General features: G+C 60.7%; 12 protein-coding genes. 4 read left to right on the top strand and 8 right to left on the bottom strand.

Going from position 1 to position 12,600, the window contains the following annotated elements:
* Positions 1-132 precede the first annotated feature (132 nt).
* Positions 133-1,077 (top strand): aldo/keto reductase, encoded by a 945-nt coding sequence (locus tag KGB25_RS19905; RefSeq protein ID WP_008043900.1) that lies wholly within the window; start codon positions 133-135, stop codon positions 1,075-1,077.
* Between the two features lie 12 nt (positions 1,078-1,089).
* Here KGB25_RS19905 and KGB25_RS19900 read toward each other — a convergent pair whose 3' ends face one another.
* From KGB25_RS19900 to KGB25_RS19865, 8 genes are all read right to left on the bottom strand, one after another.
* Positions 1,090-1,893 (bottom strand): 2OG-Fe(II) oxygenase, encoded by an 804-nt coding sequence (locus KGB25_RS19900; protein WP_008043901.1) that lies wholly within the window; start codon positions 1,891-1,893, stop codon positions 1,090-1,092.
* A 58-nt stretch (positions 1,894-1,951) separates the two neighbouring features.
* Positions 1,952-2,779 carry a glycosyltransferase gene (locus KGB25_RS19895; RefSeq protein WP_008034047.1) on the bottom strand — a complete coding sequence of 276 codons (828 nt, stop codon included), beginning with the start codon at positions 2,777-2,779 and terminating at the stop codon, positions 1,952-1,954.
* 67 nt (positions 2,780-2,846) lie between these two features.
* Positions 2,847-3,734, bottom strand: a complete 888-nt coding sequence (gene yghX / locus KGB25_RS19890) for a YghX family hydrolase (RefSeq protein WP_008043907.1) — start codon at positions 3,732-3,734, stop codon at positions 2,847-2,849.
* Positions 3,735-3,870: 136 nt separating this feature from the next.
* Positions 3,871-4,272, bottom strand: a complete 402-nt coding sequence (locus tag KGB25_RS19885) for a heme-binding protein (protein ID WP_207286609.1) — start codon at positions 4,270-4,272, stop codon at positions 3,871-3,873.
* Positions 4,269-5,510 carry a glycolate oxidase subunit GlcF gene (gene glcF, locus KGB25_RS19880; protein ID WP_223436362.1) on the bottom strand — a complete coding sequence of 414 codons (1,242 nt, stop codon included), beginning with the start codon at positions 5,508-5,510 and terminating at the stop codon, positions 4,269-4,271. The genes KGB25_RS19885 and glcF overlap by 4 nt, the downstream gene beginning before the upstream one ends.
* A 3-nt stretch (positions 5,511-5,513) precedes the next feature.
* Positions 5,514-6,578 carry a glycolate oxidase subunit GlcE gene (gene glcE / locus KGB25_RS19875; protein ID WP_008043912.1) on the bottom strand — a complete coding sequence of 355 codons (1,065 nt, stop codon included), beginning with the start codon at positions 6,576-6,578 and terminating at the stop codon, positions 5,514-5,516.
* Positions 6,578-8,077 (bottom strand): glycolate oxidase subunit GlcD, encoded by a 1,500-nt coding sequence (gene glcD / locus KGB25_RS19870; RefSeq protein WP_008043914.1) that lies wholly within the window; start codon positions 8,075-8,077, stop codon positions 6,578-6,580. Before glcD ends, glcE begins: the two co-directional genes overlap by 1 nt.
* A 1,012-nt stretch (positions 8,078-9,089) precedes the next feature.
* The gene (locus KGB25_RS19865) at positions 9,090-10,853 is read right to left on the bottom strand and encodes an L-lactate permease (RefSeq protein ID WP_008042563.1); all 1,764 of its coding nucleotides are present in this window, start codon (positions 10,851-10,853) and stop codon (positions 9,090-9,092) included.
* A 182-nt stretch (positions 10,854-11,035) separates the two neighbouring features.
* Between KGB25_RS19865 and KGB25_RS19860 the strand changes: the two genes are divergently transcribed.
* From KGB25_RS19860 to imuA, 3 genes are all read left to right on the top strand, one after another.
* Positions 11,036-11,272 (top strand): hypothetical protein, encoded by a 237-nt coding sequence (locus tag KGB25_RS19860; RefSeq protein ID WP_032832733.1) that lies wholly within the window; start codon positions 11,036-11,038, stop codon positions 11,270-11,272.
* A gap of 93 nt (positions 11,273-11,365) precedes the next feature.
* Positions 11,366-11,983: a transcriptional repressor LexA gene (gene lexA, locus KGB25_RS19855; RefSeq protein ID WP_008034491.1), complete on the top strand. Its 618-nt coding sequence runs from the start codon at positions 11,366-11,368 to the stop codon at positions 11,981-11,983.
* Positions 11,983-12,600, top strand: coding sequence for a translesion DNA synthesis-associated protein ImuA (gene imuA, locus KGB25_RS19850; RefSeq protein WP_008034486.1), 618 nt, complete (start codon positions 11,983-11,985; stop codon positions 12,598-12,600). Before lexA ends, imuA begins: the two co-directional genes overlap by 1 nt.

Below are 12,600 nucleotides of genomic sequence, written 5' to 3'. Positions count from 1 at the left end.
GAGACCTCGTTGTATTTCAAGCAAGGACGAATTGCCGCCGGCAGCTATTCTCTTGGCTAGCAGAGGACTCGTGGCGCTGGTGATCGCGCCGTTTGCCGCGCAACAAGCGCAAAAGAGTGGAAGGACACCACCATGAGCCACACTGATGGATACACGCGTCGACGAATACTCACGCTGGCTGCCGGTGCTTCGGCGGTGCTCACTTTCGATCCGGCCTTTGCAGCCACCGCGCCGTCGAAGGAAACAGGAGGCAAGAACATGCTGACCCGCGCCATTCCTTCCAGCAACGAGCCATTGCCCCTTGTCGGCGTGGGCACCTATCGCGGCTTTGATGTCGCACCTGCCGATCCGGCCTACAAAAACCTGCCCGCCGTTCTCAGCGCGTTATTTGAAAAGGGCGGCACGGTGATCGACAGCTCACCCATGTATGGCCGCGCCGAGCAGACCATCGGCGAACTGCTGTCGATCCACAAGCCGCGTTCACCCGCGTTCCTGGCCACCAAGGTGTGGACCCGTGGCCGCGAAGAAGGCATCGCGCAGATGGAGCAATCGTTCAAACTGCTGCAGACCGACCGGATCGACCTGATGCAGATCCATAACCTGCTGGACTGGAAAACCCATTTGCCTACATTGCGCAAATGGAAGGAAGAAGGGCGGATTCGCTACATCGGCATCACCCATTACACCGCGTCGGCATATGAGGAAGTGGAAGCGGTGCTCAAAGCCGAGCCACTGGATTTCTTGCAGATCAACTATGCGCTGGACGATCGCGGGGTCGAGAAACGCATCCTGCCGCTGTGTCGCGAACGCGGCGTGGCGGTGATCTGCAACCGGCCATTTGGCGGCGGTGATTTGCTTGCCCGCTTGAAGGGCAAACCGCTGCCCGGCTGGGCCTCGCAAGTCGGCGTCACCAGTTGGGCACAATTGGCGCTCAAGTATTTGCTGGCGCATTCGGCAGTGACCTGCGTCATCCCCGGCACCGGCAACCCGCGTTACATGGCGGACAATGCCGGTGCCGGTTTCGGCCCGATGCTGACGGGGGCGCAACGCGAGCAGTTGATCGATGTGGTCGGATAACCGCAGGTGCCGTCAGTTTTTTTTCTTGATGAGTTTGTTGAGGTAGTACTTGAGGCTCAAGCGATCCTTGGGCCTTGGTTTGTAGTGGGTTTTGTTTCTTTGCGCAGGATCAGCCACCACGGTTGCTGCGGTGTAGTAGTACAGCGCGATGGACCGGCGTGTAATGTGTTCCGGCGTCGTCAGAGGCTCCGGGTGTCCATGATTGCTGTCCTTGTCGGTGTTGAAAATGACACAGCGGTTGTAGATCGGCAGGACTTTCTTGAGGCACGTCTTCATCCCGACGTCCCATAGCTCCAGGTTGCCGCCGTACGCCTCTTGCCAATCCTGATTCAGGTAAATAATGGCATTCAGTCTGCGCTCGATATTCAACTTTTTGTTGAGCCGGAAGTCCGAGTGCACCCCCAGAAACCCGCCCTTTTTCGTTTCGTGCAGTCCGCCGCCGGTAAAGTAAGGATCGGGAATCAAACCTTCGATACCTGTGAGTTTTTCAAGAAACTGCAACATGGGCGCCGAGTTGAAAGCGTTGAAAACCGTCTTCAAGTAGGGATCGCACTCGTTGGGGCTGACTTGCCGTTTGTGCTGACCCTTATAGCCGCGCTCATAGAGCATTTCGTTGTTGGTTGGCTCGACGGGAAAATGCGCGCAGATGCTCGCAATCAGGTCCTGCGGTAAAAAATCGTCAATGACGATGTGTGGAAAGGGGGTGGCTTGAGCATAAGTACTGGCTAGCGAGTGACCGAAAGTGCTGGCAGCGTTCTGGTCAAAATCCAGCTCCGGGGTGGTGACGATGGGAAGTGTCTGAGTGATCGGTGTCATTACCGCTCCAATAGTCTGTTCATAACAACCTGCGAGTGCTTCCGGCAAGAGGGGCGCGCTACTTGTGACGCGCTGCCGATACCTGGTTGTTGTCACCTTTCAAACGTTTAAGGATGTCGTTGTACATCTTCGTTCGTCTGTGCGTTGTCGCATAACCGCCAGCGGCCGCGACGGTGCCCGCTTGAATATGGTCGAGGTAGCTGAATATCTTGCGCGGGGACAACAGTTCAACAACATAGCCCAACTGGGTCATGCGGTCCTGGAGGGTATAACCGGGTACGCGCTCATCCATCAGGAAATGCATGCCGTGTTGCTTCATCAGCTTGCAGTTCCATAAGGTACAGAAGCTTTTCAAATAAACTTCCCTGTAGGGCTTTGGCTCTCTGGAACGTAGTCCCAAGGACAGTTTCAGGCGTCTGACGTGATGTTTTACCAGTCGTGAGCTAAAGCGCCAAAGGGTTCTGGTGGTGCCGCGGTTAAGTTGTTCTGTGCACCCGACGGCCACGACATTCGGGTTTTTAATGCACTTGTTCAACATCATTGAAAATACATTTTTGTCGAAAATAAACGTATCGGTGTGCAGCAGGAACAGAAAGTCGGTCTCAACCCGTTCCAGCACCAGGTCGAGTGCTTTGCCATGCGCGATATGACCATGCTCCGGCTCGGGAGCTTTTCGCTCGATCAGGTTGATCCAGTCCAGTGTGCGCAGATAGTCGGTGCTTTCATCGGCCGAGTCGTTATCAACCACCCAGACCGGAATGTTGCTGTCGCCCAGGTGCTGATGTAGCAGGTCGAGGCAAATCCGGGTTATTTCGATGGTTTTGTAGTTGACCAGGACAATGCTGAAGGGTGGTTTCTGTTGCGACAGAAAATCATTGTTATTCATGTGTGATGCACTCTTTAAAAACCTGGAAACAGCAATAAAAATTCAAGACCACTTATTGCTTGCGGCGCTAAGACAGGTATCGCCGGAACCAGTTTAGCGTTCTTTCCCAGGCAAGTTTGGCTGCGGCCTCATCGAATCGAGGCGTGGAATCGTTATGGAAACCGTGGTTGGCGCCGGGGTAGATGTAGGCTTCATAGGTTTTGCCGGCTGCTTTTAATGCCTGCTCGTAGGCGGGCCATCCTTCGTTGATGCGTGTGTCCAGTTCGCCAAAGTGAAGCATCACCGGCGCCTTGATCCGGGGGACATCCCTGGCGTCTGGTTGCCGGCCATAGAAGGACACGGCAGCCCCGAGTTCGGGATAGGCCACGGCAGCCGCGTTGGCGACGCCACCGCCATAGCAGAAGCCGGTGATGCCGACTTTTCCGGTGGTCGTATCGTGTTTCATCAGCCACTCGATCGCAGCGAAAAAGTCATTCATGAGCTTTTCAGGATCAACGGTCGCCTGGAGCTCCCGGCCTTTGTCGTCGTTGCCGGGATAGCCGCCCACTGACGTCAGGCCATCGGGGGCGAGGGCGATGAACCCGGCCTTGGCCACGCGTCGGGCAACATCTTCGATGTAGGGGTTGAGCCCGCGGTTTTCATGCACGACGACCACGGCCGCCACTTTGCCGGTGGCTTTTGCCGGACGCACCCGATAGGCCCGAACCTGCCCGTGGCCCTTGGGCGAGGGGTAGGTGATGTACTCGGCGATGATGTCCGGGTCGGTAAACGCCACTTGTTCGGCCAAGGCATAGTCGGGACTCAGGGCGGCGAGGAGCGCACTGGCGGTCAGGCCACCAAGGGTGAATAACGCCGCCCGGTCGAGAAACTCTCGCCGGTTGATCTTGCCGTGGGCGTAGTAGTCGTAGAGTTCGAGCAGCTCAGGGGCAAAGTCTTTCGCAGTAAGACGATTCATCTTTGCGCTTCCTTTGAAGTGGGCGGTTGCTCTGTCAGTTCGAAAAAGCGGCGACAACTATCAATTCTAGCCGCGCATAAAAAAAGAGACGTAAGTCTCTTTTTTGTTTCTTCTGATTACGTTCCTCGAGCACGGTTCACTTCAGGCATTGCGCCCCGGCGCTCGCCACTTGTGCATCCTGCTCGGCTTTTACGCCGGACACGCCAACCGCACCCACCACCTGACCGTCGACGATGATCGGCACACCGCCTTCCAGGGATGTCAGCAAGGGGGCCGACAAAAACGCGAAGCGCCCGCCGTTGACCATTTCTTCATAACCTTTGGACTCGCGCCGGCCCAGCGCCGAGGTGCGTGCCTTTTCGGTGGCGATGTACGCGCTGATGGGCGCGCAGCCGTCGAGGCGTTCGAGGGCGAGGGGGTGGCCGCCGTCGTCGACGATCGCGATGGTCACGGCCCATTGGTTATTTTGTGCTTCGGTGCGTGCGGCCGCGAGGATCCGGCTGACTTCGGTCTGGCTCAGGACGGCTTTGCTTTTCATGGGGAATCTCCGGTGATCGATGAGGGCAGCGCCGCGTCGAGCAGTTCGATCCAGTGCCGGACCGGGGTTCGGCCCGCGCCGTCGAGATGCGACTGACAGCCGATATTGGCGGTAACGATAACTTCAGGATGGCCACTTTCCAGTGCATTCAGTTTGTTGTCGCGCAGTTGCCGGGACAGTTCGGGTTGGGTGATCGAATAAGTGCCCGCCGACCCGCAGCACAAATGGCTGTCGGGCACAGGTGTGAGGTTGAAACCGAGGCGAGCAAGGAGCGCTTCCACCGCGCCGCCGAGCTTTTGCGCGTGCTGCAAAGTGCAGGGGCAATGGAAGGCCAAACGCTGGTCACTGTGGATGCCGAGTGTTTCCAGCGGTTCGTCGCGCAACACTTCCACCAGGTCCCTGGCCAGCGCGCTGACCCTTTTTGCCTTCTCGGCGTAGGCCGGATCGCGTTCGAGTAAATGGCCATAGTCCTTGATGAAGGCGCCACAGCCACTGGCGGTTTGCACGATGGCTTCTGCACCGTTCTCGATACTCGGCCACCACGCATCGATATTGCGACGAGCGCGGTCTAGGCCGGCTGCCTGAGCGTCGAGGTGATAATCCACCGCGCCGCAACACCCGGCTTCGCTGGACGGGGTGACACTGATACCCAGTCGATCCAGCACCCGCGCCGCCGCCGCATTGGTGTTGGGCGACAGGCTCGGCTGTACGCAGCCTTCGAGCATCAGCACCTGACGGGCATGGCGGGTGGTGGGGCGTGGCCGGGGGAGATAAACATGGCGAGGCAACTTTGCCTGCAAGGTGTTGGGCAGCAGTGCCCGAAAAACCTGACCGCTGTTGATCAGTGCTTTGAACAGTCCCGGATTAAGGACGACGCCGCGCAATCCCTCACGCAACAGACGTTGGTCGATGGAGCGCGGCACCGCCGCATCGACCACCGCCCGGCCGATGTCGAGCAAGTTGTGATAATCGACTCCGGAAGGACAGGTGGTTTCGCAATTGCGGCACGACAGGCAGCGGTCCAGATGCTGTTGGGTTTTCTGCGTGACCTCGTTGCCTTCCAGCACCTGTTTGATCAGGTAGATGCGGCCCCGTGGCCCATCGAGTTCATCGCCGAGCAATTGATAGGTCGGGCAGGTGGCATTGCAGAAACCGCAGTGCACGCAGGTGCGCAGGATGCTTTCGGCTTCTTCGGCGCGGGGCAGCTGCCGGGCGGTTTCGCTCAGGGTTGTCTGCATGGTTCAAAGCTCCGCGTACAAGCGTGCCGGGTTGAAAATGCCCCGTGGGTCGAGTTGTTGCTTGAGGCTGCGGTGGTAGCGCATCAACGCGGCAGGCAACGGCTGGAACGGGCTGTCGATCAGGCCATGGCTGTAGCAGGTTACATGGCCGCCGACCTCATCCACGACCTGGCGAATGAACGCCGCTTCGGCGTCAGACTTGAGCCAGCGCTGGGCGCCGCCCCAGTCGAGCAGTTGCCGGCCGGGCAGGGACAACCGCGGCGTGTTGTGCGGCACGGACAGGCGCCACAGTGGCTGGCCCTCGTCGAAGAAACTCAGTCGGTGCTCGTTGAGATCCGCCCAATACGAGGCGTCCAGAAGCTCACCGCCCAAACGGTCATGAGCCGCCGCCACCGAGCCTTCGCCGCCCTCAAGCCGCAAGTGCAGGCGTTGCCCGTCGTGGCACGCGGCACTGATCGGCAACGGCTGCTGGCCCCATTCCGCGAGGCGCAGCAAGGCACGATCGCTATCCATTTCCAGGCTGATGCTCAGGGTTTGCCGTGGTTTGGGCAGGACCTTGAGCGAGACTTCGGTGATCACGCCAAGGGAGCCGAAACTGCCGGCCATCAGGCGCGACAGGTCGTAACCGGCGACGTTTTTCATCACTTCGCCGCCAAAGCGCAAATGCTTGCCGTACCCGGTGATGACCCGTGTGCCGAGGACGAAATCGCGCACCGAGCCTGACCAGGGACGACGCGGTCCCGACAGGCCACTGGCGATCATCCCGCCGACGGTGGCATCGTCGCCAAAGGACGGTGGTTCGCAGGGCAGCATTTGCTGTGCTTCATCCAGCACGTGCGCCAGTTCGGACAAGGGTGTGCCGCAGCGGGCGGTGATCACCAGCTCGGTCGGGTCGTAGCTGACGATGCCTCGGTGGCTGCGCGTGTCGAGTACTTCGCCCGCAACGATGCGCCCCAGAAACGCCTTGCTGTTGGAGCCCTGAATGCGCAGCGGCGTGGCGTTTTCCAGCGCTTGATTGACCTGCTCCAGCAGCACGCCGCTGTCATCGATATCGAGTTCGCTGCGCATCAGAATCGCTCCAGATCAGGGAAGGGCAACTGACCCAGGTGCACGTGCATGGCGCCAAATTCGGCGCAGCGGTGCAGCGTCGGAATGTTCTTGCCGGGGTTGAGCAATCCGCCGGGATCGAACGCGGCTTTGACGGCATGAAACAGCGTCAGCTCATCGGCGTTGAACTGCGCGCACATCTGATTGATCTTCTCGCGGCCCACGCCGTGCTCGCCGGTGATGCTGCCGCCGACCTTCACGCACAATTCGAGGATCTTGCCGCCCAGCGCTTCGGCGCGGTCGAGCTCACCCGGTTGATTGGCGTCGAACAGAATCAACGGGTGCATGTTGCCGTCACCGGCGTGGAAAACGTTGGCGACGCGCAAGCCATACTCGGCGGACAACGCGGCAATGGCGCGCAGCACGCCGGGCAACTCGCGGCGCGGGATCGTTCCGTCCATGCAGTAATAATCCGGCGAGAGCCGACCCACCGCCGGAAAGGCATTCTTGCGTCCGGCCCAGAAACGCACGCGTTCGGCTTCATCCCTGGCCTGGCGCACTTCGGTGGCGCCGGCCTGTTCCAGCACTTGCCGCACGCGGTCGCAGTCATCGTGGACATCGGCTTCGACGCCATCGAGTTCGCACAGCAGGATGGCTTCGGCGTCCACGGGGTAGCCGGCGTGGATAAAGTCTTCAGCGGCACGGATCGCCAGGTTATCCATCATTTCCAGACCGCCCGGAATGATGCCGGCGGCAATGATGTCACCTACTGCTCGCCCAGCTTTCTCGACGGAGTCGAACGCCGCCAGCAGCACCTTGGCGGACTGCGGTTTGGGCAGCAGTTTGACGGTGACCTCGGTGATCACCCCGAGCATGCCTTCGGAACCGGTGAACAGTGCCAGCAGGTCGAAGCCGGGTGAATCGAGGGCATCGGAGCCCAATGTCAGGTGCTCCCCGTCCACGGTCAGGATGTCGACCTTGAGCAGGTTGTGCACGGTCAGGCCGTACTTCAGGCAATGCACGCCGCCAGCGTTTTCGGCGACATTGCCGCCGATGGAACAGGCGATCTGTGAGGAAGGGTCGGGCGCGTAGTACAGGCCGAAGGGGGCTGCTGCCTGGGAAATAGCGAGGTTGCGTACGCCGGGCTGGACCCGTGCGGTGCGAGCGGCCGGGTCGATGTGCAGGATGTTGTTGAAGCGAGCCATGACCAGCAGCACGCCTTTTTCCAGCGGTAACGCGCCGCCGGACAAACCGGTGCCGGCACCGCGGGCTACCACCGGCACGTGCATTTCATGGCAGAGCCGGAGCACGCCTTGTACTTCGTCGAGATGGCGTGGCAGGACCACCAGCAGGGGCGTGGTGCGATAGGCCGAGAGTCCGTCGCATTCGTATGGCTTGAGTTCTTCTTGCTGATGCAGCACTTCCAGGGCCGGCAAACGGGTTTGCAGGGCTTGCAACAGTGCTGACTTGTTGACGTCGGGCAGCGCTCCGTCAACGCGTTCATCGTAGAGAATGTTCATGGTCGTTTTACGATACTCCGTTCGTGTGCGGCCGGGCAGCGGTCTGTTTACTTAGGTTTTGTGTGTGTATCCGTTATTTTGGTGATGGCTGATATTGGTTTCGCCCTTACGGCGAGTCACTTGGAGAAGCGCCAAGTAACCAAGCGCTTTTGCCCCTGTCGTTCGGTGCCTCGCCTAGGCTCGGCATGCCCTCGTTCCGGTCCTGCTCCGTGGGCCCGCCGCCATCGGCCATCCATGGCCGGGGGCGGCTAACCCGGCATCCATGCCGGGTTGCCCACTGCGCAGAACCTCCACTCGGCCTCTCGAGGGGGCGTGTACCGCAAAAGCAAAAACGAGGCGGCCTGCCAGCCGACCTGGCTCTTCGGTCGTGTGCACACTCCCACATTGTGGTGGCTGCACTAATTTTGGATGTTTGCACATTCCCCCTGTAGGAGCCGGCTTGCTGGCGATGGCGTCCGTCCAGCCAATACATACGTTGACTGACTCACCGCTATCGTCGGAACGCCGCCCGCAGCAAGCCGGCTCCTACAGTTGATCGTATTTATCCAAATGCATATGCATTTCCCTTGTAGGAGCCAGCTTGCTGGCGATGGACGTCAACGATAACGCGGGGTGTCTGAATGAACGCGTCGCCTAGACGTTTTTCGCGGGCAAGCCTCGCTCCTACAGGGAATCGCGTTTGCTTTTGATTTTCACCACTCATCAGGCCGAGCGTTAGCTCGCCTTCCGCTTTTGATCTGGCTTTTGAGGTACACGCCCCCTCGAGAGGCCGAGTGGAGGTTCTGCGCAGTGGGCACCGCGGCAAGGATGCCGCGGTAGCCGCCCCCGGCCATGGATGGCCGATGGCGGCGGGCCCACGGAGCAGGACCGGAGCGAGGGCATGGCGAGCATTAGCGAGCCACCGAACGAAAGGGGCAAGAGCCCTTGGTTACTTGGGGCTTTTCCAAGTGACTCGCTGTAAGAGCGAAACCGCCAGCAGCCATCACCGCAGAAACGGATATGCCCCCAGCGCTCAATGCCCACCCACCACCATATGACTAAACGGTGCCACATAAGCCTGCAACGTCACCAACCCCCCCACCAGAATCGCCAGAATGACGGAATGGAAGAACACATAACGCAGAATTTCCCCCTCATGCCCATACCAACGCGTAGCAGTGGAAGCCACCACGATCGACTGCGCATCGACCATCTTGCCCATGACCCCACCGGAACTGTTGGCAGCAGCCATCAACACCGGACTCAGCCCCAGTTGCTCAGCCGTCACCCGCTGCAGCCCGCCGAACAGCACATTGGACGCCGTGTCCGACCCAGTCAGCGCCACGCCGAGCCAGCCGAGCAAGGTGCCAAACATCGGGTAAAAGATGCCCGTCGCAGCGAACGCCAGGCCCATGGTCGCGTCCAGCCCCGAATAACGGGTGAGGAAGCCGAGCGCGAGCATCGCGACGATGGTAATCAGCGAGTAACGCACGACCCAGATCGTGCGCAGATAGTGTTTGACCAACTGCGGGATGGAATAACCCATCAACAGTCCGCCAAAGATCGCCGCCAGCAAAATGCCGCTGCCGGTGCTGGTCAGCCAGGTGAACTTGTAGACCGCGTCCTCGGTTTTAGGCGCAGGCACCACCGGCGGGACCTTTTCGATTTGCTGGTGGATCGTGCCGAAGGTGACGACCGGCGCAAAGATCGGGTTCGCTTCGCGCAGCGGTTTGCCTTGGGGGTCGAGTTTGGCCGAGTGGGTCACGGGATCAATCGCCGGGCGGGTATCGAACAGGTTTTTGAAGCCTTGGGTGCCCCAGGCGAACACGAACACCGTGAGGATGATCCACGGCATCCACGCGCGCATGACCGCAGGCTTGGCATCGCTGGCGAAGGTCGCGCTGGCGATGGGTTTCTCGTCATGCTCTTCGGCTATTTTGGAGTTGTCGACGCGCCCGGACAGCGCGGCGGAGGTGTGCACGGTCGCGGGTTTCCACACCTTGAGAAAACCGGTGAGGCAGGCCATGGAAATCAGCGCGGCGATCACGTCGACCAGCATCGGCCCGTGATAGTTGGAGACCAGGAACTGCGGCACGGCGAAACTGACCCCGGCGACCAGGATGGCCGGCCAGATTTCCAGCATCTTGCGCCACCCGGCAAAGGCCCAGATCAACCAGAACGGCACGATCACCGAGAAAAACGGCAATTGCCGGCCGACCATCATCGACAGTTCCATTTCGTCCAGGCCGGTCACTTTGGCCAGGGTAATGATCGGCGTGCCGAGGGCGCCGAACGCCACGGGCGCGGTGTTGGCGATCAACGCCAGGCCCGACGCCGCCAGCGGCGAGAAGCCCAGGCCAATCAGAATCGCGCCGGTCACCGCCACGGGTGTGCCGAAACCGGCAGCCCCTTCGAAGAAGGCGCCGAAGCAGAAGGCAATCAGCAGCAGTTGCAGGCGGCGATCGTCGGTAATGCGCGCCAGCGAGTCCTGCAACACTTTGAATGAGCCGTTCTCGGTAGTCAGCCGGTGCAGGAAGATGATGTTCAGCACAATCCAGCCGATCGGCAGCAAGCCGTTGGCGGCGCCGTAAAGGGCGGCCGAGCCTGCCATGTTCGCCGGCATGCCGAAGGCGAAAATCGCGATGACCAGCGCCGAGGCGAGGGCGAGCAAGGCCGCCAGATGGGCCTTGATGTGGAAAAAGGCCAGGGCTGCGAGCATCACCACGACCGGCACAGCGGCCATGATGGTTGAAATGACCGGGTTGCCGAACGGATCGTAGATTTGCTGCCAGACCATGTTCCACCTCTGCTTTTTATTGTTGGGATTGCAGACCCCGAGGGGGCGGTGGCTTGTAGTATAGGTGGCATTACGCCGCTGTCTTGTGCCCCATAAATCACGCCTTTTGGCGGATGGGTCGAACTTGAAACAGGGACTGCAGATCGCCTTTACTGGATTCAATCACCCGGAGGAACGCGATGATGACTGAGCGCCACATGGTTCATACGGAAACGCTGTCGAACGATTGCAGCATCAAGGTCAAGGCCGAGATCCTGCGAGACGGTTCGTTGGGAATGTTCATCGGGGTATACCGACCCGATGGCTCGGCCATTGAGGAGAATGATCACCCGGCGTTGCATTTTCTCGACATGGAGGCCGCGATGGAGTGGGGGATCGAGAAAGCCAAGGATATCGGCAATGGCCAGCGGACGTTGTAGGGCCTGACTCTGGATGTGCGGTATGCCGGGCCCCGTGATAAAGGGGGGGAGCTGACTGGCGGGCCTTGCCATAAAAAAGCCAAAAGAGTACAAATGTACTCCATGACGACTTTAACTCCCCGCCGTACCGCCATCCTGACGTTTATCCGTGATCGAATCGCGGAGCACGGTCAGTCCCCGAGCCTCGCTGAAATCAGCGAGGCCTTTGGTTTCGCCTCCCGCAGCGTGGCGCGCAAGCATGTGCTGGCGCTGACCGAAGCCGGTTTTATCGAGGTCAATCCGCATCAGGCCCGAGGCATTCGTTTGCTCGGGCAACCGGCGCGCCCCGAGCTGCTGGACATTCCGGTCCTCGGCCGGGTGGCGGCGGGGGCGCCGATCGGTGCCGATGCCGAGGTGCACAGCCGCTTGCTGCTCGACCCGTCGATCTTCTCCCGGGTGCCGGATTACATGCTGCGGGTCCAGGGTGATTCGATGATCGAGGACGGCATCCTCGATGGCGACCTGGTGGGCGTGCATCGCAACCCCGAAGCGCTCAATGGCCAGATCGTCGTGGCGCGGCTTGATGGCGAAGTCACCATCAAGCGGTTCGAGCGGGTCGGCGATGCGGTGCGCCTGTTGCCGCGCAACCCGGCCTATAAGCCGATCATCGTCGAGGCCGATCAGGACCTGGCCATCGAAGGGGTGTTCTGCGGTCTGGTGAGGCAAGGGTGATGGGCGCCGTCGTTGCGCTGGACACGCTGTTCAATGGCGGCCAGGTCTGGAAGGGCCGGCCTGCGCCACCGACGGTCAGCCCGCAACCCACCGGGCATGCGGCGCTGGATGCGGCGTTGCCCACTGGCGGCTGGCCGGAAGCGGCGCTGACCGAAATCCTCCTGGCCGGGCAGGGCGTCGGCGAGTTGCAACTGGTGTGGCCGGCGCTGGCGCGGTTGTCGGCGGCGGGTGAGCGCATCGTGCTGGTGGCGCCACCCTACGTGCCGTATCCGCAAGCCTGGCAGAACGCCGGGGTTGATCTGCGCCAGTTGTCGATCATCCAGGCCAGCGAGCGTGATGCGCTGTGGGCGGCGGAACAATGCCTGCGTTCGGGCAGTTGCGGCGCAGTGCTGTGCTGGCCGCACAAGGCGGATGACCGCGCCTTGCGGCGCTTGCAGGTGGCGGCGGAAACCGGCTCGACCCTGGCATTCGCCTACCGCTCGATCCATGAAGCGATCAACCCGTCACCGGCCGCGCTGCGCATCGCCATCGATGCCAGGCCTGCGCAATTGCGCGTGCTCAAGTGCCGGGGCGGGTTGGCCCGCTCGGCGCCGATTGCCTTCCCTGTGGGGCATTGA

The sequence above is a fragment of the Pseudomonas sp. BF-RE-21 genome, from assembly GCF_019947305.1.
GTDB lineage: Bacteria > Pseudomonadota > Gammaproteobacteria > Pseudomonadales > Pseudomonadaceae > Aquipseudomonas > Aquipseudomonas migulae.
The sequence above is the reverse complement of the archived record's forward strand: the minus strand, read 5'-3'. Positions and strand labels throughout refer to the sequence as shown.

What these genes read in the sequence shown, in the direction of transcription:
- KGB25_RS19905 (WP_008043900.1), top strand. Translation starts at nt 133, where the DNA reads ATGAGCCACACTGATGGATACACGCGTCGACGAATACTCACGCTGGCT.
- KGB25_RS19900 (WP_008043901.1), bottom strand. Translation starts at nt 1,893, where the DNA reads ATGACACCGATCACTCAGACACTTCCCATCGTCACCACCCCGGAGCTG.
- KGB25_RS19895 (WP_008034047.1), bottom strand. Translation starts at nt 2,779, where the DNA reads ATGAATAACAATGATTTTCTGTCGCAACAGAAACCACCCTTCAGCATT.
- yghX (WP_008043907.1), bottom strand. Translation starts at nt 3,734, where the DNA reads ATGAATCGTCTTACTGCGAAAGACTTTGCCCCTGAGCTGCTCGAACTC.
- KGB25_RS19885 (WP_207286609.1), bottom strand. Translation starts at nt 4,272, where the DNA reads ATGAAAAGCAAAGCCGTCCTGAGCCAGACCGAAGTCAGCCGGATCCTC.
- glcF (WP_223436362.1), bottom strand. Translation starts at nt 5,510, where the DNA reads ATGCAGACAACCCTGAGCGAAACCGCCCGGCAGCTGCCCCGCGCCGAA.
- glcE (WP_008043912.1), bottom strand. Translation starts at nt 6,578, where the DNA reads ATGCGCAGCGAACTCGATATCGATGACAGCGGCGTGCTGCTGGAGCAG.
- glcD (WP_008043914.1), bottom strand. Translation starts at nt 8,077, where the DNA reads ATGAACATTCTCTACGATGAACGCGTTGACGGAGCGCTGCCCGACGTC.
- KGB25_RS19865 (WP_008042563.1), bottom strand. Translation starts at nt 10,853, where the DNA reads ATGGTCTGGCAGCAAATCTACGATCCGTTCGGCAACCCGGTCATTTCA.
- KGB25_RS19860 (WP_032832733.1), top strand. Translation starts at nt 11,036, where the DNA reads ATGACTGAGCGCCACATGGTTCATACGGAAACGCTGTCGAACGATTGC.
- lexA (WP_008034491.1), top strand. Translation starts at nt 11,366, where the DNA reads ATGTACTCCATGACGACTTTAACTCCCCGCCGTACCGCCATCCTGACG.
- imuA (WP_008034486.1), top strand. Translation starts at nt 11,983, where the DNA reads ATGGGCGCCGTCGTTGCGCTGGACACGCTGTTCAATGGCGGCCAGGTC.